At 38.8% G+C, this 25,543-nt stretch carries 20 protein-coding genes; 19 read left to right on the top strand and 1 reads right to left on the bottom strand.

The annotated features are described in order from the left end of the window. Positions 1 to 13 precede the first annotated feature (13 nt). From RU93_RS05820 to RU93_RS05765, 12 genes are all read left to right on the top strand, one after another. Complete coding sequence (locus RU93_RS05820; protein ID WP_071874674.1) at positions 14 to 1,141, top strand: glycerol dehydrogenase; 1,128 nt, start codon at positions 14 to 16, stop codon at positions 1,139 to 1,141. 173 nt (positions 1,142 to 1,314) lie between these two features. After that, positions 1,315 to 1,728 (top strand): (deoxy)nucleoside triphosphate pyrophosphohydrolase, encoded by a 414-nt coding sequence (locus RU93_RS05815; protein WP_071874673.1) that lies wholly within the window; start codon positions 1,315 to 1,317, stop codon positions 1,726 to 1,728. Then, on the top strand, positions 1,725 to 4,577 hold the full coding sequence (locus RU93_RS05810) for a DEAD/DEAH box helicase (RefSeq protein WP_071874672.1): 2,853 nt from the start codon (positions 1,725 to 1,727) through the stop codon (positions 4,575 to 4,577). Before RU93_RS05815 ends, RU93_RS05810 begins: the two co-directional genes overlap by 4 nt. Positions 4,578 to 4,800: 223 nt before the next feature. Continuing rightward, the gene (locus RU93_RS05805; protein WP_071874671.1) at positions 4,801 to 5,895 is read left to right on the top strand and encodes an ABC transporter substrate-binding protein; all 1,095 of its coding nucleotides are present in this window, start codon (positions 4,801 to 4,803) and stop codon (positions 5,893 to 5,895) included. Positions 5,896 to 5,898: 3 nt separating this feature from the next. After that, on the top strand, positions 5,899 to 7,479 hold the full coding sequence (locus tag RU93_RS05800; protein ID WP_071874670.1) for an amidohydrolase: 1,581 nt from the start codon (positions 5,899 to 5,901) through the stop codon (positions 7,477 to 7,479). A gap of 223 nt (positions 7,480 to 7,702) precedes the next feature. Continuing rightward, complete coding sequence (locus RU93_RS05795; protein WP_071874669.1) at positions 7,703 to 9,478, top strand: glycoside hydrolase family 35 protein; 1,776 nt, start codon at positions 7,703 to 7,705, stop codon at positions 9,476 to 9,478. Between the two features lie 69 nt (positions 9,479 to 9,547). Continuing rightward, positions 9,548 to 10,603: a DUF6933 domain-containing protein gene (locus tag RU93_RS05790; protein ID WP_071874668.1), complete on the top strand. Its 1,056-nt coding sequence runs from the start codon at positions 9,548 to 9,550 to the stop codon at positions 10,601 to 10,603. A gap of 294 nt (positions 10,604 to 10,897) precedes the next feature. After that, on the top strand, positions 10,898 to 11,965 hold the full coding sequence (locus tag RU93_RS05785; protein WP_245785374.1) for a GntR family transcriptional regulator: 1,068 nt from the start codon (positions 10,898 to 10,900) through the stop codon (positions 11,963 to 11,965). Positions 11,966 to 11,992: 27 nt separating this feature from the next. Then, entirely contained in the window at positions 11,993 to 13,576 is a 1,584-nt protein-coding gene (locus RU93_RS05780) for a xylulokinase (RefSeq protein ID WP_071874746.1), read from the top strand. 19 nt (positions 13,577 to 13,595) lie between these two features. Next, positions 13,596 to 14,291 (top strand): L-ribulose-5-phosphate 4-epimerase, encoded by a 696-nt coding sequence (locus tag RU93_RS05775; protein WP_071874666.1) that lies wholly within the window; start codon positions 13,596 to 13,598, stop codon positions 14,289 to 14,291. Positions 14,292 to 14,312: 21 nt separating this feature from the next. Next, positions 14,313 to 15,740: an L-arabinose isomerase gene (gene araA / locus RU93_RS05770; RefSeq protein WP_071874665.1), complete on the top strand. Its 1,428-nt coding sequence runs from the start codon at positions 14,313 to 14,315 to the stop codon at positions 15,738 to 15,740. 64 nt (positions 15,741 to 15,804) lie between these two features. Next, positions 15,805 to 16,854: an aldose epimerase family protein gene (locus RU93_RS05765; RefSeq protein ID WP_071874664.1), complete on the top strand. Its 1,050-nt coding sequence runs from the start codon at positions 15,805 to 15,807 to the stop codon at positions 16,852 to 16,854. 56 nt (positions 16,855 to 16,910) lie between these two features. Here the strand turns inward: RU93_RS05765 and RU93_RS05760 are convergent, their stop codons facing one another. Continuing rightward, on the bottom strand, positions 16,911 to 17,804 hold the full coding sequence (locus RU93_RS05760) for an ArsR/SmtB family transcription factor (RefSeq protein WP_071874663.1): 894 nt from the start codon (positions 17,802 to 17,804) through the stop codon (positions 16,911 to 16,913). A gap of 198 nt (positions 17,805 to 18,002) precedes the next feature. Here RU93_RS05760 and arfA point away from each other — a divergent pair, with 198 nt between their 5' ends. The 7 genes from arfA (at position 18,003) to RU93_RS05725 (ending at position 25,541) form a co-directional block, all read left to right on the top strand. Further along, positions 18,003 to 19,502, top strand: coding sequence for an arabinosylfuranosidase ArfA (gene arfA, locus RU93_RS05755; protein ID WP_071874662.1), 1,500 nt, complete (start codon positions 18,003 to 18,005; stop codon positions 19,500 to 19,502). A gap of 13 nt (positions 19,503 to 19,515) precedes the next feature. Further along, entirely contained in the window at positions 19,516 to 20,748 is a 1,233-nt protein-coding gene (locus RU93_RS05750) for an extracellular solute-binding protein (RefSeq protein ID WP_071874661.1), read from the top strand. 66 nt (positions 20,749 to 20,814) lie between these two features. Beyond that, a complete protein-coding gene (locus tag RU93_RS05745; RefSeq protein ID WP_071874660.1) occupies positions 20,815 to 21,693 on the top strand; it encodes a carbohydrate ABC transporter permease in 879 nt (292 codons plus the stop codon). An 11-nt stretch (positions 21,694 to 21,704) separates the two neighbouring features. Then, positions 21,705 to 22,550, top strand: coding sequence for a carbohydrate ABC transporter permease (locus RU93_RS05740; protein ID WP_071874659.1), 846 nt, complete (start codon positions 21,705 to 21,707; stop codon positions 22,548 to 22,550). A 6-nt stretch (positions 22,551 to 22,556) separates the two neighbouring features. Further along, positions 22,557 to 22,958, top strand: coding sequence for a hypothetical protein (locus RU93_RS05735; protein WP_071874658.1), 402 nt, complete (start codon positions 22,557 to 22,559; stop codon positions 22,956 to 22,958). Between the two features lie 18 nt (positions 22,959 to 22,976). After that, positions 22,977 to 23,921, top strand: coding sequence for a glycoside hydrolase family 43 protein (locus tag RU93_RS05730; RefSeq protein WP_071874657.1), 945 nt, complete (start codon positions 22,977 to 22,979; stop codon positions 23,919 to 23,921). A gap of 24 nt (positions 23,922 to 23,945) precedes the next feature. Continuing rightward, a complete protein-coding gene (locus RU93_RS05725) occupies positions 23,946 to 25,541 on the top strand; it encodes a glycoside hydrolase family 43 protein (protein WP_071874656.1) in 1,596 nt (531 codons plus the stop codon). Positions 25,542 to 25,543 lie beyond the last annotated feature (2 nt).

Genomic DNA, 25,543 nt, shown 5'->3' with positions numbered 1-25,543 from the left:
TAGGAGAATGACGATGAGAAAAGCATTTATCGCACCGACGAAATACGTGCAAGGGGAAGATGAGTTACTAAATTTAGGTTATTTCGTTAAAACGTTTGGGAAAAAAGCACTATTAATTGCCAATCAAGAAGACGTCAATCGCGTCCGAGAAAAATTAGAAAAAACAGCTGAAACCTTTGGTATTGAATTTATTGAAACGAATTTCCACGGGGAAGCGTCACGCGTCGAAGCGAAAAGACTACAAGAGTTAGCGAAAAAAGAGCAGTGTGAATGTGTGATTGGTTTAGGTGGTGGAAAAGCGATTGATACGTCAAAAGTCGTTGCGGAAGGGAAAAATTTAATTATCGTACCAACGATTGTCGCGACAGATGCGCCAACGAGTCATTCGGCAGTCTTATATACCGAAGAGGGTGAATTTGATGATTATGCCTACTTTATGCAAAGTCCTTCGGTGGTCTTGATTGATACGACGATTATTGCGCAAGCACCTACCCGCTTTTTAGTTTCAGGAATGGGCGATGCCTTGTCGACTTATTTTGAAGCACGTGCCACAACTAGAGCGTATGCGAATGTGAATGCCGGTTTACCATGCGGCGCGCGAGAAGGCGTTTGTCCACCCGCAAAAAGTACCAATACGGCCTTAGCACTTGCAAAATTATGTTATGAAACGCTATTAGAAGATGGGTTAAAAGCCAAAGAAGCATCCGATTTAAATGTCGTAACGCCTGCCTTAGAAAATATTATTGAAGCCAATATTTTACTATCCGGTCTGGGATTTGAAAGTGGTGGCTTAGCGGCGGTGCATGCGATTCATGATGGTTTGACCGTTTTACACGAGGCGCATGGCGCAACGCATGGTGAGAAAGTAGCCTTTAGTGTGATCTGCCAATTAGTACTTGAAAATGCGCCTACACAAGAATTAGAAGAGGTCTTAACTTTTGCTAATTCGATTGGCTTACCGGTTTGTTTAGAGGATTTAGGCGTCAAACACATCACGGATGAACAATTAACGAGCGTCGCAGAAAAAGCGTGTATTCCAGAAGAGTCCATCCATTCCATGCCATTTCCAATTGATGTAGCTAGTGTGAAATCAGCTATCATGGTGGCTGATGCGATTGGTCGCAAGAGCAAAATGGCGTAAGCACAATATCAAGATGGTTCTTTTTTTCGATACAATAAAAGAGCCATGTGAATCATAAAAGCTTAGAAAGAGGTATTTATTCCTTTTTTTCTAAGCTTTTTTTGCGAGAGATCTTTTATAAAGGCAATAGGTGTCCTATACTGGAAGAAACAATTGTGAAATCGGAGGAGTCCATGAAAAAAGAAATCAATGTTGTGGGTGCGATTATTATCAAAGACGAAAAAATTTTATGTGCTCAACGAGGGAATACCAAAGCACTCGCCTCCTTATGGGAATTTCCGGGTGGGAAAATAGAAGAGGGTGAAACGCCACGCGAAGCTTTAGAGCGTGAACTCGTTGAGGAGTTACGAATCAAAGTTGCGGTCGCGAAAACGTATTTTGAACAGACGTCTTATGAATATGATTTTGGGCAAGTGAACTTAACGACATTTCTTTGTACGTTAACAAATGGCACGCCACAGTTAACAGAACATACGGCTATTCAGTGGCTAAAGCCTTCTGAACTTGCTTCGCTCGAGTGGGCACCGGCAGATATTCCGGCCGTGGAAAAGCTAATGAAACAGATGAGTCAGGATGTGAAGCGATGAATGTCATGGAAAGAGCATTACAAAAAGCATTTATGAATCGTTCTTTACGAGGCTCTAAATATGATCCCCAAATTATCATCAATCAACCTGAGAAAAAAGAATACTTCTTAAATGTGTTACAAAATGAGTTAGATACTTGTCAAGAATTTTTCTTTTCCATTGCTTTTGTGACGCAAGGGGGATTGAATGCGCTAAAAACGCATCTTGCGGATCTAGACCGTCAAGGGGTTAAAGGACGGTTAATTACCTCAACCTATTTGAATTTTAACCATCCAGATGTTTTTACGTCATTATTAGCGATTCCGAATTTAGAAGTACGGATTTCCGGGAAACCTGGTTTTCATGCAAAGGGTTACCTATTTACGCAAGAAGATTATCAGTCATTTATTATAGGCAGTTCAAACTTAACGATGAATGCCTTAAAAGTAAATTATGAGTGGAATGTCCGCCTGACTTCGTATGATCACGGGGAGATGATTCATCAAATTCGTGAAAATATGAAAAATGAGTGGGCTGAGGCTGAGCCATTAACACCAGACTGGATCATGAATTATGCTCAGACGTATCAACCGATGCTGTTTACGCATGAAGATCTGATACTTAAAAATGATTTAAGTCCCTACATCACCCCGAACAAGATGCAACAAGCGGCGTTAAAAAAATTAAGCGAGTTACGTGTTTCAGGGGAGAAAAAAGGCTTAATCATTTCAGCTACTGGAACGGGAAAAACCTATCTCGGTGCGTTTGATGTGTTACAAGCAAAACCTAAGCGCATGCTGTTTGTGGTTCATCGGGAACAAATATTGAACAGTGCGATGGCTTCTTTTCAAAAGGTAATGGGTGGTGCGGCGTCTGATTACGGGGTGTTATCTGGAAACAAAAAAGAAACAGAGGCAAAGTACCTTTTTGCGACGATCCAAACAATCTCTAAAGAAGCGCATCATGAACGATTTGCAAAAGATTATTTTGACTATATATTAGTGGATGAAGTCCATAAAGCCGGTGCACAAAGCTATTTGAAACTCTTAAACTATTTTGAACCTGCTTTTTTATTGGGAATGACAGCGACGCCTGAACGGACAGATGGGTATAATATTTTTGGTTTATTTGATTACAATATTGCTTATGAAATTCGTTTGCAAGAGGCACTGGAAGAAGATTTTTTGTGTCCTTTTCATTATTTTGGTGTCACCGATTATGAGACAGCGCAAGGTGTGATTTCAGAAACAAGTGAATTGCAGGCATTAGTGACGCACGAACGTCTCCATTTTCTACTAGAAAAAATTCGCTATTATGGCTGTTCGCATAATGAACCAAGAGGTCTTGTTTTTTGTAGTCGCAAAGAAGAAGCCAAAACACTCGCAGGCTTATTTTTACGTGAAGGCATTCCAGCAGCGTATTTAACGGGAGAACACTCGGTAGAGGAGCGAGAGCGCGTAATCGCACAGTTAGAACGAGGCGAAATCAATTACATTTTTACGGTGGATATTTTTAATGAAGGAATCGATATTCCGAAAATTAATCAAGTTATTTTATTACGCAATACAGAATCGAGTATTATTTTTATTCAACAACTCGGGCGTGGGTTACGAAAAGATCCGTCGAAAGAATTTGTAACGATTATCGATTTTATTGGCAACTATAAAAATAATTATATGATTCCAATGTCTTTGTCTGGTGACATTACGCGTAATAAAAATAATTTACGGCAAAAAACGTTTGAGACGAATTATATTAGTGGCGTCTCATCGATTAATTTCGAATCGATTGCGAAAGAACGAATCTTTCAATCGATTGATCGGGCGAAGATGGATTCGATGGTCGAACTTAGGAGGATTTATCAAGAAGTCAAAAATCGTCTCAATCGTACTCCTTATCTGTTTGATTTCCAAGAGCAAGGCGTCCTCGATCCACTTGTATTAGCCAATAAATTCGAACATTATCATGAATTTCTGACAAAGATAAAAGAAACCGAGAGTGAATTAACTAAGAATGAAGGACAATTGCTTAAGTTTTTTGGGCGGGAGTTATTGCCGGGATATCGTCAGCATGAATTACTGCTCATTCATCAAATGATTCATGGAAAAGTGAATTTTACGCACGAAGAATTAGTGGAATTATTTACGGGGTATGATTTAGCGTATGACCAGGCAACCATTGACTCGGTCTTTGCAACATTGAGTCTTAGCTTTTATGTCGGTGGACAACGTAAGAGTTATGACGGTGGTGCATTCCTAACCCAAGAAGGGGAAATCCTGACAATCACTAATGGATTGCGTCAAGCACTAAATAATCCTTACTTTGTCGAGTTACTAAAAGATAGTCTGGCAGTCGCTTTTGAAAAATCAAAAGCATATAGAACCGATATGCCGCTCACCCGGTATAAAAAATATCGTCGTCGAGATACCATTCGTCTATTAAACTGGAAAGAACAAATGGTCGATCAAAATATTGGCGGCTATACTTATAAAGATGGGCAATTCGTTGTGTTTGTAACGTTAAAAAAAGACGAAGATTTCAAAGGCGCGTTAATGGCGTATGAAGATGAACTTTTGGATGCCCAGACCTTGCATTATTTTACGAAATCACCTCGGACCATTCACTCGCCCGAAGTCAAAATTTTACAAAATCCAATCGATTGGAATATCTATGTCTTTGCACAAAAATCCAATGATGAGGGGACGGATTTTTATTATTTAGGGGAAGTACGTCCCGTGATAGAAACGATTAAACAAGTCGAAAAACCGACAAAAGATGGCAAAAAACAAAGTGTCGTCCAAATGAACTTAAGTTTTACGGAGCCAATTGATCATCGATTGTTCCAATATTTAAGCTCGACAGAAGATTAAGTAGATAGCGAGAAAAATAGGTGGTTGTCAAAAAAGACAATGACCTATTTTTTTGGAAGGAAAAGAAAAATATCGATGATTGAACGTCGATAGGATGATTAGAAGTCCCCTGATTTACAAAGACATAAAAGATGTTTCTATTCAAAAAATAAATCATTGCGTTTTTGACTCAAATTGAGTATGATTTGCAAGGAAATTCTTTTGGAAAGTAGGGATACATGAAGTGAAACGATTAGGTATTTTTTTTGGAGGCATTACACTGTTATTGGCGGTGTTATTTGGGACGCGACTGTGGATTCAACAAGCACAGGCGACGAGTAGTAGTGAAGAGGCAGCAGGAGACACAAAACAAACCCTTACGATTTTTAATTGGGGCGAATATATTGATCCGGAGTTAATTGCAAAATTTGAACAAGAATCGGGCTATCATGTCATCTATAGCACCTTTGATTCAAATGAAGGAATGGAAACGAAAATTAAACAAGGTGGCACGTCGTATGATTTGGTTTTTCCAAGTGAGTCGATTATTCCCAGAATGTTGGAAAATGAGTTATTGATTCCTTTAGATCATCAGAAGATTGAAGGGATGGAACAGCTTTCGTCGTTTTTAATGAACCAATCGTTTGATCCGAATAATCAGTATTCCTTGCCTTATTTTTGGGGAACGTTGGGACTAATGGTCAATACGGAACAAGTAGACGTAAAAGATGTTCAACGGTGGGATGATTTATGGCACCCGCGTTTTAAAAATAAACTCTTAGTGATTGATGGTTCGCGTGAAACCATGGGGATTAGTATGCAGTCGATGGGAATTTCTTTGAATGAAAAAAATCGAGAAAAAGTCGAGGCAACCATTGAGAAATTAGATACATTGCGGCCAAATGTTCAAGCGGTTTTAACAGATGAAATAAAAACCTTAATGATTCAAGGAGATGCGCCAATTGGTCTGGGTTATTCCGGGGATGCCGCTTATGTGATGGCTGAAAATCCTGCGATTAAGTATGTCGTCCCAGAAGACGGGGGTGTGATTTGGACGGATAATTTTGCGATTCCTCGAACCGTGAAAAATCTGGACGGTGCCTATGCCTTTATCAATTTTATGTTACGAACTGAAAATGCGAAGCAAAATGCGGAATACGTTGGCTATGCCACACCGCATGAAGGGGCAAAGGCCTTACTTCCGAAAGAACTCACAGAAGATGAGGTTTTTTATCCAAGTGAAACCGCGTTAGCGCAAATGGAACATTACGAATACTTAGGTCAAGAAACGCTGGAACTGTATAACGATTTATTCTTAGAATGGAAGATGGGGTTGTAGAACATGATTTTAATTTCGCAAGCGATTTTTGATACGCAAATGAAAACAACTTTTGCAGGCTATCTCCAAATCCAAGATGACAAAATTGTCGCAATCGGTCCGCTTTCAGCGCTTCCTGTTGACGAGGAAGTGCTTGATTACGGGGAGCAAATGATCATACCGAGTTTCATTGACTGTCATGTTCATTTCTTCTTATCCGCGCTTCTCGAAAGTGGAAAAATTACCCATCTCCAAGGAGACAGCGAAGAAATGTTTGCCCAGCAAGTCGTGGATTTACCAACGATTCATGGTTGGAAAATAGGGATTGGTTGGTTTGGAAGTGACTTTGGGCAGATGGTCTATCCGACGAAGGCCTCACTTGATCGTTATTGTCGTGAGACGCCGGTATTGTTAATCGCAGGAGACGCCCATAGCATTTGGTTAAATTCATCGGCGCTTGAGGCTTTAGGCATAACGCCCGATAATCTTCCACAAGGTATGAGCGGAGAAGCGATCATGGAAGACGGTCAGTTAACGGGTTGTTTTTTAGAAGCCGTGGCAATTCATTATTTGGCTCATATTTTAAACGTCTATCAAGATGAAGCACCTGAAGCTTATATTCACTATATGCATCGTCTAAATGCGCTAGGAATTACGACGGTGGGCGATGTGGCCTTAACTGGAGAAAGTTGGGATGATCTCGTCTATCCTAACATTTATCAAGAAGTCGAAGATGCAGCGACCGTTCGCGCGGTGTTTTATCCAGCGATGCGCTCCGATATTACTGCTCTGCACGAAATCGAAAAAACGTATCATTCAGAGAAAGTTCAGATGGGTGGCGTGAAGCAATTTTTTGATGGGGTCACGAGTACGCATACCGCATTTTTAAAAGAAAGCTATGAAACGCCGTATTATGAAGGCGATATTGGGGCTCCTTTGATTCCGATTGAACAGATGCGAACCTTGATACTATCAGCCAATCAACAAGGGTGGCCGATGCGCATCCATACGATTGGGGATCAGGCGATTCATCAAGCGTTAGGTTATTTTAAGGAAAGCCAGCAGCGCTACCCGTTACCACCAGGCAAATTTAATACGCTTGAGCATTTAGAAGTGATGGATTCTAAAGATCTATCCGCTATCAATCAGGAACAACTTGTTCTTTCGGTCCAACCGAGCCATTTACTTGTCGGTTACGACACCTTAGATGAAGAGGTTGGTAGCGAGCGTGCGAAAGGAATGTTCCCTTTCCGCTCATTCTTAGATTACGGTGGCAAACTTGCCTTTGGAACGGATACGCCCGTTGTTGTAGGTGTCACACCCCTAGAATCGATTTATTATGCGGTCGCCCGAAGAGAAAAAAGTGGGGTGCCAGTAGAACGCTTAATGCCAACAGAAGTGCTACCGATTGCTGAAGCATTGTATGCTCATACGAAAGGCGCGGCCCAAGCGTTGAGTCGTCAAGATATCGGAGAGCTTCGTGTTGGGCTAAAAGCCGATCTTTGCGTCTTGTCACAAAATATTTTAGAATGCTCGGAAGAAGAGATTCTTAAAACACAAGTCCGTGCCACGATGATGGACGGGGAATTTGTTTATCAGAGATAAGAAAATAACGAACCCGATTATCTGTTTCAGTAAAACAGATAACCGGGTTTTTGTATGAAAAATGAACGGTCTCACAAAATACCTTGTATCCTTTTAAGATACCCGTTATACTTTTGAAATAGTATATACCAATAAAATAAGTGTCAAAGTAATTTATAAAAATGAAAGCGATTTATATTAATGAATTTTGAACACCAATTAAATAATAAAGTGAGGGAAAACAATGCAATTTGAAATCAAAGAGGCATTTTATTTTGATGGGAAAGCGGAGAAGATTATCTCAGGAGCCATCCACTACTACCGAGTAACACCCGGAAAATGGGCGCAAAGCTTGCATAATTTAAAAGCGATGGGCGCCAATACAGTCGAAACATACGTGCCGTGGAATTTGCATGAACCAAAACCAGGCGTATTTCATTTTGAGGGGATTGCTAATTTACCAAAATTTATCGAGATGGCCAGTGAAATGGGACTAGCCGTTATCTTACGTCCATCACCTTATATTTGTGCCGAGTGGGACTTTGGGGGGCTCCCTGCGTGGTTACTGACTTCGTGTTCGCGTGTTCGAAGCCAAGATCCCGCATATCTAGCGGCAGTCGATCGTTATTACAAAGAGTTAATCCCTCGAATTGCACCATATCAATGCACACGTGGTGGGAATGTCATTATGATTCAAGTCGAAAATGAATACGGTTCTTATGCCAGTGATCAAGAGTATTTACGTCTCAACCGGGAAATCTTAATCAAGTATGGGATAGAAGTTCCGTTATTCACGTCCGATGGGGGATGGGATCCCTTATTAGAAGCAGGGTCGATGATGGCTGAGGATGTACTTCCGACGGCCAATTTTGGTTCTGGAGCGCAATCGAATTTTGCCGCGTTGGCTCGTATAATGGAAAAGTACAATCAAAAGAAACCGCTGATGTGTATGGAGTTTTGGGATGGTTGGTTTAGCAATTGGGGAGAACCGGTGATTCGTCGTGATCCGGCAGAAACAGCTACGGCTTTACGAGAAATTCTAGAACTCGGTAGTGTAAATTTCTATATGTTCCATGGAGGGACTAATTTTGCCTTTTGGAATGGGGCAAATGAATCACGAGAAGATGGCTACAAGCCGCAAGTCACTTCTTATGACTACGATGCACCGTTAAATGAATACGGGAATCCCACCGAGAAGTATTACGCCTTTCGTGAAGTCATTCAGGATTTCTATCCAGACAAAATCTTCCCCGAACCAATTATTTCCAAAACGACCTCTTATGGCGCAATTGATTGTCAACGTAAAGTATCGTTATTTGAAACAGTAGCGACCGTGGCGACTTCGGAAGTGCATGATGTCACGAAACCGATGGAAGCACTCGGGCAAAATCATGGTTATATTCTCTATGAAACGACGCAACCATTGATTGCAGGGGATTATCACTTTGAAATTGTCGAGGCCAATGATCGCGTCCAAGTCTTTCATAACAACCAGCTTATCACGACTCAGATGAACGAGGAAATTGGCGAGCGCTTTATGATTCCAAATCTTGCTACTACAGACCAAATTCGCGTGCTGGTGGAAAATCAAGGACGGACGAACTACGGGTTGTATTTAACCTCTGCGCGCCAATCAAAAGGGATTCGTGGTGGGATTCGACAAGAAAACTTCTTTTTACCACAAATCAACCATTACTCCCTGCCGCTAGAAACGGATACAGGCATTGATTTTTCAAAAGAATGGCACGAGAAGACGCCGGCGTTTTATCAATTTGAATGGGAAATAACAGAAGAACCGCAAGATACATTTTTAGATATGCGTGACTTAGGTAAGGGCTGTATCTTTGTAAATGGCTTCAATGTTGGACGATACTGGGAGATTGGCCCGTATTATACGTTATACATTCCTTACGATTTATTACAAAAAGGAAAAAATGTCATCACTGTTTTTGAAACAGAAGGGGGCGAAGTAACATCCTTAACCTTTGTGGCAGAACCGAAAATCATGGGGGAGTTATAACGAATACGTATTTATTTTTCAACTAAGATAAGGTATGATGACAAAAATAAGGTTAGGAAGGAGTACGCGATGATTATTAATCCAACAAAGAAAACACAACCACTTTTTTCAGCGATTCCAAAGGTTCAAGATACTCGTCAGGCTAAAGCCTTTTCGTTAACGAATCCCTTCTTTTCTTGGCATGCGAACTACTTTAATGTCAATCGAAAAAAAATCTTAGTCTTAGTCAATGATTTGACGCTTACACCCGTCGTCATATATGATGTGAATGCGAAAAATAAAGCGATGTTAGCCGAAGCGATTGTTGCAGGTATTCAAGCGGCATTCAAACTTGGAGGGATCTCGGAGGATGAGATTCAGCGTTATCTGGCACTTGCAGGCGAAATAGAAGTTAATGGTGGATTCAACCGGCAAGTAACCAGTGTCACGACGATGTTTGTCCAAATGGCTACGGTAGTGCCGATTGATGTCAGCCAACGGATTCAAAAACCACTGATGAAATGGTTGGCAGAGATCCCTGTCCAAAGTTTACCACTCCGTTTTTCAGATTTAGCCTTAAAAGAAGCTTTTAGCCAACCATTAGTATGTTTGCCAGTGGATGAAAGTCTCTTACCTGAGCCTAAGAAAAAAGAAGAAATTCAAGTGGAGGTGACTTGGCAGCCTTTTTCTACTTGGAAGAAATATGAAAAAGAAGAAGACTGGTTTACTGGATATGAAGATATTAGCCAGCAAGTTATCGAAAATAATGAACAAGTGCTAGAAGCTTTTAGTCACTATTTGAGCGACGGTCTAGGGCTAAGTAAAAAGGTTGTTCAGCGCCATCGCTCGAATGCGGCCTTTTATATGAACGGATTTCTTGTCTATTCCAGCATTCGCACGGTGGTGACGGATTTAAGAGATGCGAATGCGTTTATCAGTGATTTTTGTCCGCTTAAAATTTTAGGCGTCAGTGAAGCAGAAATCAAACGGATGGGCGCCTCGCTTAAGAAGTTATATGAATTTTTAGCAGTAGCGAAGGTCATCAGTCCAAAAGAGTTAAAAGAAGTAAAAGAAGAAATCACGCATGGCGTAGAATTTGGTGTCTTTAGTTTAGAATTAAAAGAAGATTTTTCGGATTTTTGGTAACATCACAAAAAATCGTATTCGTTCCTAGAAAGTCTCTGGGTAAACGAGTACGATTTTTTCATCAAAAGGAATGGTCGGATGTGTCAGATGCATTAGGATTAAACTAAAAGAAAGTGAGTGAACAAGATGAAGGAGAGTGTTTTGCTAGTCTTTGGTGTTGTGATCACGATGATTGGGTTGTGGTTTGCTTGGTGGAAGGATGAGTGACGAATGCAAGAATTTTTATGAAAACGTTGACAAAAAGAAAGAGATGCCCTATATTATATGTACGTACAACTTGGAGGTTTAATAAAAATGAAACCAAAATACATACAACTAGCAGACAAGTTGCGGTTGGAAATTGAAGAGATGACCTATAAGGAAGGGGAGTTAATCCCTTCGGAAAATACATTACAAGAAACCTATGGATTTAGTCGACATACGGTTCGACAAGCGATTGGTGTCTTAGTGAATGAAGGACTGCTTCGAACGGAAAAAGGTTCTGGAACGTATGTTGCGAAAAAAGAAATAGCGGTACCTGCTCGCAAAAAAACAATCGGTGTCATTATGACGTATTTATCTGATTATATTTTCCCGTCGATTATTCGGGGGATTGAAAAAGAGCTGAGTGCACAAGGTTATGCGTTATTGCTCGGAACGACAAATAACAATCATGAAAAGGAACGAGAATGCCTCCAACAAATGATGGAGCAAGAAGTAGATGGTTTAATCATTGAACCAACAAAAAGTAATCAATATAATCCGAATCTATCCTACTATGTTGACTTAAAAGAAAAAGGGATTCCTTATCTCATGATTAATGCTTTATACGAGGAACTTGACGTCCAACATATTTGTGTCGATGATACCCAATCAGGTTATTTAGCAACCAATCATTTGATTGAAAAAGGACATCAGCAATTACTGTTAGTTACTAAAATTGATGATTTACAAGGTAAGTACCGAATGAAAGGATTTATCCGTGCAATTGAAGAGGCGAAATTACAATTTCGTCCAGCAGATATTGTGACGTATACGACTGAAACGAAGGAGAGTGTTATCGAAGGACTACTCGTTTGTTTAGCACAAGGAAATACGGATATAACGGGTATCGTTGCGTACAATGATGAAATTGCGAGTCATTTAATCAAAGGACTTTCCGAAAAAGGTTTGTCCATTCCGAATGATATTTCGATTATCGGAAATGATGATTCCAATCTTCGGATTACAGGAAACATCACACTAACGACACTCTCACACCCGAAAGAGGCAATGGGTGAGTTGGCAGCAACATACATTCTGAAGGATATTCAACATGAAGCTATCACCAATTATTATTTCAAACCAGTCTTAATAGAAGGACAATCTGTTCGTGCATTATAAAAAGGAGGAATCATCATAGTGATTGAAATGAAGCAGGCTATTCAAGATGGAAAGACGAGTTTAGGGATTGAGTTAGGATCGACACGCATTAAAGCTGTATTGATTGATCCGTATTTTCAAACAATTGCAACAGGTAGTTTTGAATGGGAAAACCAATTGATTGAGGGTATTTGGACGTATTCATTAGAGACGGTTTGGGAAGGACTACAAGCAAGTTATCGCCAGATGTCACAGGAAGTCATGCAAAAATTTGGGATTCCATTAGAGAAAATTGGCTCAATTGGAATTTCAGCGATGATGCATGGTTATTTAGCTTTCGATGAGGAAGATGAATTACTGGTTCCTTTTCGAACATGGCGCAATGCGATTACAGGTGAGGCGGAAGAAAAATTAACGGACTTGTTTGCTTATAATATTCCGCAACGCTGGAGTATCGCCCATTTATATCAGGCAATTTTAAATCAAGAAGAACACGTGGCAAGGATTTCCTTTTTTACAACCTTAGCGGGCTACATTCATTGGAAATTAACGGGTGAAAAAGTCTTAGGTGTTGGGGATGCCTCAGGGATGTTCCCAATTGATATTACGAAGAAAATATATGATGAAACCATGATTACTCAGTTCAATCAGATTATTCAAAAGAATCAGTTCTCTTGGAAACTGCAAGATCTTTTACCGAACATATTACTTGCAGGAGAAAATGCGGGATGCTTAACGGAAGAAGGCGTCAAATTACTCGACCCTTCTGGAACTTTGAAAGCAGGCGTCCCGTTATGCCCTCCTGAAGGCGATGCCGGAACGGGAATGGTCGCAACTAATAGTGTCGCACCTCAGACAGGGAACGTTTCTGCGGGAACCTCTGCTTTTGCCATGATTGTTTTAGAAAAAGAGTTAAGCCAAGTGTATCCCGAAATTGATTTAGTGACGACGCCTTCAGGTGATTTAGTCGCGATGGTTCATACGAATAACTGTACGTCAGAGATTAATTCTTGGATGAAGCTTTTTAAAGAAGTGGCGGATCTAACGGGATCATCGATGACGATGGATGAATTATTTAGTCAATTATTTAACCATTCATTGAAAGCGGATACTGATGGAGGTGGATTATTATCTTACGGATACCACTCTGGAGAGAATATTACAAAAATGTCAGAAGGACGGCCGCTGTTTGTCCGTTCACCAGAGAGTTCGTTTACGCTTGCGAACTTCATCAGAATGCACTTGTACAGTGCATTTGGCGCGATGAAAATTGGCATGGAAATCTTAGAAAAAGAAGCGGTACAGATTAATCGGATTGTGGGCCATGGTGGTATCTTTAAAACACCGGAAGTCGGTCAAACAATCTTATCGGCAGTGATGGATGCGCCGGTAACTGTAATGGAAACAGCGGGTGAGGGAGGTGCTTGGGGAATTGCCATTTTAGCAAGTTACCTCATTCGAGAAGCTCAGGATGAAACACTCGATTCGTTTTTAGAAAACCATGTATTTGTCGCAACAAAAGGCGTGACGTTAACAGCGAAAGAAGAAGAGGTGCTTGGTTTCAAGAAATTCATGGCACGTTATGAAGCTGGTTTAGCGATTGAAGCTGCCGCAATTGAGTATTTTAACTAATTAGAAAGAAGGAGATCATTTGTTAGAAAAACTAAAAGAAGAAGTGTTTCAAGCAAATTTGGAATTGCCACGCCAAGGATTAATTAAGTATACATGGGGAAATGTCTCCGCGATTGATCGGGAGTCAAATCTATTTGTCATCAAGCCTAGTGGGGTAGATTATCAAGTTATGCGCGCCCAAGATATGGTCGTCTGTGATCTAGATGGAAATGTCGTAGAAGGCGAATTGAATCCCTCATCGGATATGCCCACTCATGCTGTTTTGTATAAAAACTTCTTAACGATTGGCGGTATTGTCCATACTCATTCGACTTGGGCGACCATTTGGGCTCAAGCAGGACTAGATGTACCAGCGATGGGAACAACCCATGCGGATACTTTTTATGGTGCCGTTCCTTGTACACGCTTTTTGAAGCAAGAAGAAATTGATCGTGGCTACGAAGAAGAAACAGGTAAATTGATTGTCGCAACTTTTGAAGAGAGAGGGCTAAAACCGTTAGAAGTACCAGGCGTCTTATTGCACGGACACGCACCCTTTACCTGGGGAAAAGATGCTGATTCAGCGGTAATGAATGCTGTTGTACTGGAAGAAGTCGCAAAAATGAACTTATTTACCCGCCAACTAAATAGTTTTGCTGAAGAATTACCTCAAGCGATTTTAGATAAACATTATTTACGTAAACATGGTGAAAATGCCTATTATGGCCAAAAATAAATGTGATAGAGGAGAAAAAATATGTTAGAAATCGGTAAAAAAGAATTTTGGTTTGTTGTTGGGTCACAACATTTGTATGGAGAAGAAGCGTTGGCTGAAGTAAAAAACCACGCGCAAGAAATGGTCGATAGCTTGAATGGTAGTGGGAAGTTATCCTACCCAATTGTGTTACAAGAAGAACTGGCTGTTTCGGCAGATAAGATTACGCAGATTATGAAAGAAGCCAATTACCGCGATGAAGTAGCGGGAGTGATTACTTGGATGCATACTTTCTCACCAGCAAAAATGTGGATTCGTGGAACGAAATTACTACAAAAACCATTATTGCATTTAGCGACACAATACAATGAAAAAATTCCATGGGCAACGATTGATATGGATTTCATGAATTTGAATCAGGCAGCACACGGAGACCGAGAATATGGCTTTATTAACGCTCGCTTGAATAAGCAAAATAAAGTCGTCGTTGGGTATTGGGAAAATGAGGCTGTTCAAACACAAATCTCTGCTTGGATGGATGTAGCAGTGGGGTATACAGAAAGTTTTAACATCAAAGTCGCTCGTTTAGGAGATAATATGCGCCACGTCGCAGTTACTGAAGGCGACAAAGTGGAAGCACAAATTCAATTTGGTTGGGTAGTTGATTATTACGGGATTGGGGATTTAGTAAAAGTCATTGACGCCGTAGATGAGGACGAAGTAAACGCACTATTTGAGGAGTATCAAACGTTATACGATTTTGATTATGGAGATTATGAACAAGCAAGTTGGGAAAAACACGTGAAAGTGCAAGCGCGTCAAGAAATTGGGATTCGTCGTTTCTTAGAAGCAGGCGGTTACACAGCCTTTACGTCGAATTTTGAAGATTTATATGGTATGGACCAACTTCCAGGACTCGCGGTGCAACGTTTAATGGCAGAAGGGTACGGTTTTGCTGGGGAAGGTGATTGGAAAACAGCTGCGATTGATCGCATGATGAAAATTATGGCGAAAAATCAAAATACTGGTTTTATGGAAGACTACACGTATGAATTAACGCCAGGGAAAGAAGCGATTTTACAGTCACATATGTTAGAAGTTGATCCAAGTTTAGCCGCGAATAAACCTAAAATTGTTGTTTCACCACTTTCCATTGGGGACAAAGCAGATCCAGCTCGTTTAGTATTTGATGGCAAAGCAGGGACTGGCGTTGTTGTATCGATGGCTGATTTTGGAACCAATTATAAATTATTAATTAATGAAGTGGAGGCATTTGAACCAGAGGAAGAAGCTCCGAAATTACCAGTTGCGCGTGTCATGTGGACGCCAAAACCAGATTTCCATCAAGGCGTGAAGTCTTGGATTGAAACAGGCGGTGGACATCATACTGTTCTATCCTTGAATTTAACAGTAGATCAAATTGAAACATGGGCAAAATTAGTTAATTTAGAATATGTAACTATTAAGTAAACAGCTAAACAGCCGAGCGAAAGGATGCTTGGCTGTTTTTTTAAAAAAGCGGGAGGTTTTTGTAATGAAGAAAGAACTATTTGGTGTCACGACCGGTGGAAAAACGGTCTATCTGTATACGTTTGAAAATAAAAATGGCATGAAAATGACCGTTAGTGATTTTGGTGCAGTCCTAACCCACTTATGGGTACCTGGTAAAGATGGTCAATTAGTAGACGTCGTATTAGGTTATGATCAATTAGCACAGTATGAGAATAATAACAATGTTTACTTTGGTGCGACGATTGGACGAAATGCCAACCGTATCGATCAAGGGAAGTTTGAAATCGATGGACAAGTCTATCAGGTCGATCAAAATGAAGGAGAGAATCAATTGCATGGGGGCTTTTCAGGCTATCATACTCGTCCTTGGTTAGTGAAAGAAGTCGATGAATTGAATCAGAAAATCGTCTTTTTACTCTTTAGTCCGGACGGCGATCAAGGATTTCCTGGAAACTTATCTCTGGAAGTCAGTTATCAGTTGACGGATTTAAACGAACTAATTATTTCTTATACAGGAGAATCTGATAAGAAAACAGTCTTTAATCCGACCAACCATACTTATTTTAATTTGAATGGCCATGCGAATGGGACAATTTTAGAGCATTTGCTACAATTAGATTGTTCTTATTACACGCCAGTAAAAGACTCAAAATCAATTCCAACAGGAGAAGTTCTTCCTGTGGCAAATACGCCAATGGATTTCAAACAATCCAAGAAAATTGGAAGAGATATCAATCAAATAGCTGAGCAATTACAATTGACGGGCGGTTATGATCACAATTACGTCCTTGATGAGACGAAACAGGAAACAGAAGCCTTCGTTCATTTAATCGGCGATCAAACGGGAATTTCACTAAAAGGGTATACGAACCTTCCGGGAGTACAATTATATACAGGTAATTTTATTGAGCAAGAAGCGGGCAAAAATGGTGTGAACTATCAAAAATATAGTGGTCTTTGCTTAGAAACACAATTTTTTCCTGATGCAGTTAATCAAGTCAATTTTAAATCACCTTATATAGAAGAAAATGTGCAAACTGTTTATGAGACAAGCTATTGCTTTGACGCTTAAATAAATAAAAAGTAGCGCTAAAGACTCTCTCTTCTAGCGCTACTTTTTTGTTGATGTTAACTATAGTAAGATTTGATTTTGATATCTTGATCGTAGTTTCCAAACTGTCTACCAAAAAGGGTACATCCACCAATGTTTTCGGCATCGTCTTTTACTTCGATTTTCAGCGTCCATAAATCCGCATTTGTTTTATTTAAATCATCGATTGTAAATTCGGACATCGGTTCCCCGTCCATATATGTCCCATGATGCATAATACGAATCGTTTTTAATAGACCGTATTGATTTTGATTATCCGGATACCAATCCGGTGTGAATTTCCCTCTTATATCCGCGAAATCTCCAGGACTTGTCCAGGTACCAACTTCTAATCCGTTCAGATAAAAAGAAATATCAGAGGGCCAATTATCATTCGCGAATGGAAACTCAGATGAAATCTCTAAAGAAATTTCCATCATTTCTAATGTTTCCGATTCCGTTAAAAAGTTTGGTGTTTGATATTCGACAAAACCTTTAGTGAACCAGAGAATCTGAGCGTTCATACGATCTGAATCCATGAAATACTTTGGTTCATCAACTTTTCCAATGAAATTTTGGGCAGTAGCCAGTCCACAAGTGGGTTCCACTGAAAATTTAGTATAGTGACCAATCGGGATCGTACTCTCTTTCGTGTCAAAAGCATTAAATATTTTTTCAGGGAAGTTGATTTCGATTTTATCTACTCTAAGACTCGAAATTCTTTGTTGACCAACTTTTTCAGTTTTAATAATATTCGCTTTTTCTAGTTTAGAAATATGCATCGTTGTAATAGGACTACTCAAACCTAATGCAGCCGCCAGTTCTTTTACATTCATTTTATTTTTAGAAAGGAGTTGAATAATTTTAATTCTAACGGAACTAGCTAGTGCTTCATACACAGGAAGTGCTTCATCGTTAATATGTAATTGCATATAATCACCTTCTTATTCATTTGATAAATCAATATTAACATAAACATTAATGTTGTGCTAGTAAAATTTATCAAGTTACCAAAGATTAACCATATTGCTAATATATTCTATATTAAATTCAAAAATAATTAACCATAGTATTATTGACAACGCTTCCTAAAGGTAATATAATTAACACATAAACATAAGGAGGTCGCTATGAAATCTAAGTTGATTATTGAAAATGTTAGTCGAATTTCGGAAGTTGATCCAAGGTTGTATGGTTCTTTTGTTGAACACATGGGAAGAGCGGTTTATGGTGGGATTTATCAACCTAATCACCCTACGGCTAATGAAGCAGGATTTCGTCAAGATGTGATGAAACTTGTAAAAGAGCTAAATGTACCACTTGTTCGCTATCCTGGAGGGAACTTTTTATCGGGCTATAATTGGGAAGATGGCATTGGACCAGTAGAGAAACGTCCCAAAAAACTTGATTTAGCTTGGCGGACAATTGAACCAAACGAAGTTGGCCTACACGAATTTGCCAAGTGGGCGGAAGAAACACAAACCGAAATCAACATGGCTGTGAATCTAGGAACGAGAGGAATTGATGCAGCGAGGAATTTAGTGGAGTATTGTAACTTTGAAGGTGGGACTTATTGGAGTGACTTGCGGAAAGAAAATGGACAAGAAAAGCCTTTTGAGATTAAAACATGGTGTTTAGGCAATGAAATGGATGGTCCATGGCAAATTGGTCATAAAACAGCGGATGAATATGGTCGTTTAGCAGAAGAAACAGCCAAAGCGATGAAACTAGTCGATGAATCGATTGAATTAGTTCTATGTGGAAGTTCTCATAGTCATATGCCGACGTTTGGTGATTGGGAATTAACGGTACTGGATCATGCCTATGAACAAATTGATTACTTATCGTTACATCAATATTATGGCAATCATAAGAACGATTTAAAATACTATTTAGCACGATCCCTTGATATGGACGAATTTATTAATGGTGTTGTGGCGATATGTGACGCAATTAAAGCAAAAAAACATAGTAAAAAAACCATCAATTTGTCTTTTGATGAATGGAATATTTGGTACCACTCCAATGAACAAGATCAAAAAATAAAGCCATGGCAAATTGCGCCACCTTTATTGGAAGATGTGTATAATTTTGAAGATGCACTTTTGCTAGGTTGTTTATTAATTACCTTACTAAAACATGCTGACCGTGTGAAAATCGCTTGTTTAGCCCAATTAGTAAATGTGATTGCTCCGATCATGACGGATGAAAAAGGGGAAGCGTGGAAGCAGACGATTTTTTATCCCTTTGCTCAAGTATCCAATTATGGTAGAGGACAAGTTCTTCGACCTATTATTGAATCCGAAACATATGCAACAGAAGATTTTGAACAGGTTCCATACTTAGAAAGTATCTCTGTCATTAACGAAGAAGCGAGCGAATTAGTTATCTTTGCTGTTAATCGTGGAGAAGAAGAAATGGATTTTACTATTCAAACAAATGGGATAGACATCACAGGAATTACGGAGTTTTCTGAACTTTCAGGTTTTGATATTAAGCAAGAAAATACTCAAGGGAATCAATCTGTCTCACCAAAACAGTCAAATGCCTATGAACTAAATGGACAACAATTACTCGTTAAATTGACACCGCTATCATGGAATATGATCCGATGTACGATAAAAAATTAGGAGTGTGTAAAAAATGAAATTAAGAAAAATAGTTGGTTTAAGTACAGTAGCGCTATTTGCAAGTCTAACATTAGCTGGTTGTGGTGAGAAAGAAGATCCAAATACGATTGTTTTTTGGAATCCTCTAACGGGGGATGATGGCGCATATATGGATAATATGGTAAAGGAATATAATGCAACAGAACCAGAATATCCAGTAAAATCAGTCATTACTTCTGATATGTACACTAAAATTTATACGGTAATGAGTTCGAAAAAAGATGTACCTGACTTGACACTCATCCATGCCGACCGTGTACCTGGCTTTGTGAAATCAGATATGTTAGAACCGATTGAAGAAGTGATTTCAGCAAAACCTGAAATTAATGCCGATAATTACTTGCCTCAAGCATGGTCAGCAGGAACAGTTGATGGAACGCAATACACGGTTCCTCTAGATATCCATTCTAGCGCAATGTATTATAACATCGATTTATTAGAAAAATACGATGCGATGAGTATGTTAGACGATGATGTTGTTACTTTTGATGAGATGTTATCTTTAAAAGGAAAGCTAGATGAAGGAGACTTCGTAGTAAATAATGCGTTACTTTCGTGGACGATTCTAGCTCAAATTATTAATTTGGGTGGCGATATTCAATCTAATGGTGAACCAACTGTCAATACACCTGAGATGAAACAAGCCTTAAGCTCACTGAAGGAAGTGGCAGATCAAGGATTAATGACACCAAATGGAGAAGATGGTTATTTAATGTTCCAATCGGGTAATGTATTGTTCTCAACTGATGGTACTTGGTCTTCTACAGCGCATGCTGGTGTAGACGGATTAAATTTTGGTGTAACAAATATTTATTCAAATACACCAGATGTTTTTACGAATCGTGCATCTTCTCATTTATTCTCTATGTTAAATAACGAAGAACGAACAGATGAAAAAGAAGCGGGTATTGCTGATTTCTTAGAATATATTCGTCAAAATTCAATTGAGTGGGCAAAAGCTGGACAAATTGTTGCAAGTACAGAGGTTGTTGAGAGTCCGGAATTCCAAGAGTTTAAACAATCATTCTTTACATCAAGTGAAGAACAAATCGAATCTTTACATATCTTTACATACGAGTATTACCCATATGTCGAAGAAGCAATCAACACCTATTGTTTTGATATCGTATATGGTGAATTAGATATGGATGAAGGATTAGCAACAATGCAAAAATTTGTCGAAGATAAGATTGCTGAAAATCAATAAGAGTGACTAAATAACCAGATAAGTGCCGCATATTATGATTCGTGCGGCACTATAGGGGGGGAAAACATGACAAAAAAATTGAAATTAGGTCCATTAATGTATATAGGTCCACATCTACTGCTGTTTATGACATTTATCACTGTACCAACTATCTATGGGATTTATGCTTCATTTACAAAATGGAATCTTGTGAATGAACCCCAATGGGTAGGATTAGATAATTACAAAACATTATTGTTTGATAAATCATCGACATTTTATTTTCAATTTCATAATGGCCTAAAGAATACGCTGATCTATGTCTTAATTGTTGTTCCACTAATTATTATTATTCCGCTATTAATCGCAGTTGCGCTTGAAAATAAGAAAGTCCGCTTTAAAAACGTCTTTCAAGGAATTTTATATGTCCCAGGTTTGATTTCTATTTCAGCAGCAGCGTTGATTTGGTCTTTACTATTTCATTCGAAGTTAGGAATACCGAATAATCTATTTGGTCTAGATATATCGTGGGCTGCGCAACAACCCTATGCATGGATGCTGATTGTGATCATTAGTATCTGGGGTGGTGTTGGTGGGAATATGATTATTTATCGTGCGGCAATTGCTGGTATTTCAGCTGACCTCTATGAATCTGCTGAAATAGACGGTGCAAGTTCGTCAAAAAAATTCTTTTATATTACGCTCCCGTCGATTCGCTTTCCTTTAATTTATACTTTAGTGATGTCAACAGCAGGTGCATTTAATGTATTCGCTCAACCACTCATGATGACCAAAGGTGGTCCAAAACAAAGCACGCATGTTTTAATGATGTATATTAGAACCTTAGCTTTCGGAAGTGGGGAATCTATTGCCGGTATGGCTTCAGCGATGGCCGTATTATTAGGTTTAGTTATATTGGTCATTTCTGCAGCACAGTATTATTTAATGAACAAAAATGCAAATTAGGAGGAAAATATATGTCTAAAGAAAGTACGATCTCTAAATGGATTGCATATGTTTTTCTAATAATTTTATGCCTCATATGGACAATCCCGCTATTTTTTGGTTTTATGACCTCGTTTCGTTCTCAGACAGAAATCGTTTCTGCAGGATTTCGAATGCTACCAGTTGATTGGATATTAGAAAATTATATTGCTATTTTGAATAATACTTCGACAGCTCCAATAATGAGATGGTTATGGAATTCTCTATTTATTGCAACTACGCACACATTTTTAGTCGTCATTGTTGTATCTGTCACAGCATATGGTTATTCTAGAATGAAATTTAAACACCGTGATACACTGTTTTTTATCTTAATGGGAATTTCAATGTTTCCAGGGGTTGTGAATTTAATCCCATCTTACAAAATTATTGAGTCTTTTGGTTGGGTAAATTCACCACTTGCAATGATTATTCCTGGCTTAGCAGGTATGGGAAACATCTTTTTAGTTCGACAATTTATGAAAGGAATCCCAAAAGAGTTTGACGAGTCAGCTCGTATTGATGGGGCAAGTGATTTTGTCATTTATTCAAGAATTATTGTACCGATGATTAAGCCTGTCTTGATTGTAGCAGCACTCTTTTCCTTTACAGGATCATGGAATGATTTTTTATGGCCTGTAATTGTGTACAGTGATGTCGAAAAAATGCCTATCACGGCAGGATTGTTATTATTACAAGATATTTACGGTAACTATCGTATGATTGGTCAATTAATGGGATCTGCCTTTCTTGCAATTATTCCAACGATGCTACTCTTTTTATTTGCTCAAAAGTATTTTGTGCAATCGATGAATTTAAACTCGGGTGTGAAAGGATAAATTGATATGAAACGTAGAATCGAACGCATCACCTTATTTTTGGCTGCACTGTGGAATATCATTACAGCTACATTAACGATTGTTGGCTATTCTAATTGGTTTAAAAATGAAGGGATTACTGCTTTCGAAGAAGCCAATCAAGTCAATTATATTTCGACAAGTTTACTCGATAGTTTGATAAACATTATTATGGTTTATGGCCTATTAATTTTAACGATGGGTATTATAAATTTATTTATTACGAAACAACTAGAAAGAGAAAGGTATAATAAAAAAACATTTATTTGGTTGTTGATTTGTTTGTTGATCCAATTTTTATCGTTTGATGTAATTGGAGTATTACTTTATATTGTAACAATTACTTTATATAGCGCCCGTAATCGAGCTTACAAAGTAGCAACAAATTAAGAAAAGAGGATATGGAACATGAAATATAATAATCCAATTATGACAGAAAGAGCAGATCCTTGGATCTATAAGCATACAGATGGATACTATTACTTTACAGCTTCGGTACCTGGCTATCAAAGTATCGAGCTTAGACGTGCAAAAACTATTAATGAATTAAAAGACGGAGAACTACTAACAGTTTGGCAAGCACATGATAAAGGTGAATTGAGTAGTTTAATTTGGGCACCAGAAATTCATTATATTCGCGGGAAATGGTATATTTATTTTTCGGCGAGTAATCATGAAAATGAACGGAATCAAAGGAATCATCACCGTATGTTCGTTCTCGAGAATAGTCATGAAAATCCAATGAATGATGATTGGGTAGAAAAAGGTCAAGTCAAAACTTTATTTGAAAGTTTTAGTTTAGATGCAACGGTTTTTGAACACAAAGGAGAACTTTTTTATGTTTGGGCGCAACAAGATCCGCGAATCCAAGGGAACTCTAATTTATATCTTGCTAGAATGAAAAATCCTTGGACGTTGGAAAATAAACAAATCCTATTATCTATTCCTGAGTATGATTGGGAAAAAATTGGATTTGAAGTGAATGAAGCGCCGGCTGTCATTATTCGCAATAACAAAGTCTTTATTACGTATTCCGGCAGTGCGACCGACGAAAACTATGCGATTGGGTTGCTTTGGGCTGATGCAGACGCAGACTTATTAAATGGCTTCTCATGGCACAAGTCAAAAGAGCCGGTCTTTGTGAGTTCAGAAAAAAATCAACAATACGGTCCAGGACATAATTCGTTTACTGTGAGTGAAGATGGCACAACAGATTTAATTGTCTATCATGCGCGCCCTGAAAAAAATAAAGTGGGCGATCCACTTGATAATCCTAATCGTCATGCACGTATTCAAGCATTTGAATGGGATGAGAATGGGTTTCCAGTATTCGGTGAACCAGTAGCAAACTAAGCGACTCATGAATAGGAGAGATCAATGATAAAATTTCGTATCATGTTTCTTTTACCCGTATTATTGTTGTTATCTAGCTGTCAAGAAACAATAGAATCCAAAGATTGGGATACCATTGAAATGCCTCGCGTTTCTGTTCACGATCCTTCTATTACTTCGGTGACAGAAGATGGGGAAGAAGTATTTTATATTTTTGGAAGTCATTTAGCTCAAGCGAAATCAAAAGATTTGGTGAATTGGGAAGTTCCCTTTCAAACAGAATATGAAGATCTCGATAATAATATTATTTTGGGGGACATTGATAAAAATTTAAGAGAAGCTTTTGAATGGGCGGGTAAAGATGATGCTGATTCCGCTGGCGGTTATTCTATCTGGGCGCCAGATGTAATCTGGAATCCCAATTATAAATGGAAAAATGGTGATAAGGGCGCCTATATGTATTATTACAGTGCTACTTCGACTTGGCGCCGTTCTAATATTGGGTTTGCCGTATCTAAAACAATTGAAGGACCTTATACGTATCAAGATACCGTTGTCTATTCTGGTTTTACGCAAGTAGATTCCACAGATGGTAGTGATCGGAATACACATTATAAAAATACCCATTTAAAAAAATTAATTTCAACGGGTGTGATTGATGAATTCAGTTCTAATTGGGTTTTAAATAGTGGGACCGAATACAATACGGATTATGCACCCAATGCAATTGATCCGACGTTGTTTTATGATGAAAATGAGAAACTTTGGATGGTTTACGGTTCTTGGTCAGGTGGGATGTATATCTTACCGATTGATGAAAAGACGGGTATCCCAATGTATCCAGGTGTCGATAGTGAAAATCAAGGATTGATTGTCGACCGTTATTTTGGTACAAAATTAATTGGTGGCTATCACCAATCTGGAGAAGGCCCTTATATTGTATACGACAAAGAAACACAATCTTATTATTTATTCGTTACTTATGGTCAACTACATTCCAGTGGTGGCTATAACATGCGCTTATTCAAATCAGATAACCCAGATGGTCCGTATGTCGATATGAAAAATCAGGTCCCGGTATTTAGTAGTACGGATCAAAACAGTCAATATGGTGTCAAAATAATGGGGAATTATCAATTTTCAAATATGAATAAAGCATATAAATCGAGTGGTCACAACTCCGCAATCATCACGGAAGATGGGCAATGGATGTTAGTTTATCATACGCGATTTACCGGTGGAGAGTCCCATGAAGTACGCGTGCATCCAATGATGATGAATCGTAATGGATGGCCGACTACTTTACCTTTTGAGTATGTAAATAATGAGTATTTCGTCAGTGAGGTAGGAGATAAAGATATCATTGGAAGTTACGAATTTATCAATCACGGGACCACAAATGATCCGAAAGTACTCCCGTTATCGACTGTTGAATTAAGAGCAGATAAAACCATTACGGGAGATGTCAGTGGAACGTGGGATAAAGAGGCACAATCTTCCTTTATTTCATTCGTGATAGAAGATGTTCATTACGAAGGGATAATCGTCATGCAACAAGATGAAACGAAAGAACAAACGAAAAAAATTGTCTTCTCAGCGATTGGTGATAATAATCAAACGATTTGGGGAGTAAAGAAATGAGG

Origin of the sequence: Enterococcus aquimarinus, from assembly GCF_001885765.1 — a bacterium.
Taxonomy (GTDB): Bacteria; Bacillota; Bacilli; order Lactobacillales; family Enterococcaceae; genus Enterococcus_I; species Enterococcus_I aquimarinus.
The sequence above is the reverse complement of the archived record's forward strand: the minus strand, read 5'-3'. Positions and strand labels throughout refer to the sequence as shown.

Bases quoted from the DNA above. Each gene is read 5' to 3' on its own strand.
- RU93_RS05820 (WP_071874674.1), top strand. From the start codon at position 14: ATGAGAAAAGCATTTATCGCACCGACGAAATACGTGCAAGGGGAAGAT.
- RU93_RS05815 (WP_071874673.1), top strand. From the start codon at position 1,315: ATGAAAAAAGAAATCAATGTTGTGGGTGCGATTATTATCAAAGACGAA.
- RU93_RS05810 (WP_071874672.1), top strand. From the start codon at position 1,725: ATGAATGTCATGGAAAGAGCATTACAAAAAGCATTTATGAATCGTTCT.
- RU93_RS05800 (WP_071874670.1), top strand. From the start codon at position 5,899: ATGATTTTAATTTCGCAAGCGATTTTTGATACGCAAATGAAAACAACT.
- RU93_RS05795 (WP_071874669.1), top strand. From the start codon at position 7,703: ATGCAATTTGAAATCAAAGAGGCATTTTATTTTGATGGGAAAGCGGAG.
- RU93_RS05790 (WP_071874668.1), top strand. From the start codon at position 9,548: ATGATTATTAATCCAACAAAGAAAACACAACCACTTTTTTCAGCGATT.
- RU93_RS05785 (WP_245785374.1), top strand. From the start codon at position 10,898: ATGAAACCAAAATACATACAACTAGCAGACAAGTTGCGGTTGGAAATT.
- RU93_RS05780 (WP_071874746.1), top strand. From the start codon at position 11,993: ATGAAGCAGGCTATTCAAGATGGAAAGACGAGTTTAGGGATTGAGTTA.
- araA (WP_071874665.1), top strand. From the start codon at position 14,313: ATGTTAGAAATCGGTAAAAAAGAATTTTGGTTTGTTGTTGGGTCACAA.
- RU93_RS05765 (WP_071874664.1), top strand. From the start codon at position 15,805: ATGAAGAAAGAACTATTTGGTGTCACGACCGGTGGAAAAACGGTCTAT.
- RU93_RS05760 (WP_071874663.1), bottom strand. From the start codon at position 17,804: ATGCAATTACATATTAACGATGAAGCACTTCCTGTGTATGAAGCACTA.
- arfA (WP_071874662.1), top strand. From the start codon at position 18,003: ATGAAATCTAAGTTGATTATTGAAAATGTTAGTCGAATTTCGGAAGTT.
- RU93_RS05750 (WP_071874661.1), top strand. From the start codon at position 19,516: ATGAAATTAAGAAAAATAGTTGGTTTAAGTACAGTAGCGCTATTTGCA.
- RU93_RS05745 (WP_071874660.1), top strand. From the start codon at position 20,815: ATGACAAAAAAATTGAAATTAGGTCCATTAATGTATATAGGTCCACAT.
- RU93_RS05740 (WP_071874659.1), top strand. From the start codon at position 21,705: ATGTCTAAAGAAAGTACGATCTCTAAATGGATTGCATATGTTTTTCTA.
- RU93_RS05735 (WP_071874658.1), top strand. From the start codon at position 22,557: ATGAAACGTAGAATCGAACGCATCACCTTATTTTTGGCTGCACTGTGG.
- RU93_RS05730 (WP_071874657.1), top strand. From the start codon at position 22,977: ATGAAATATAATAATCCAATTATGACAGAAAGAGCAGATCCTTGGATC.
- RU93_RS05725 (WP_071874656.1), top strand. From the start codon at position 23,946: ATGATAAAATTTCGTATCATGTTTCTTTTACCCGTATTATTGTTGTTA.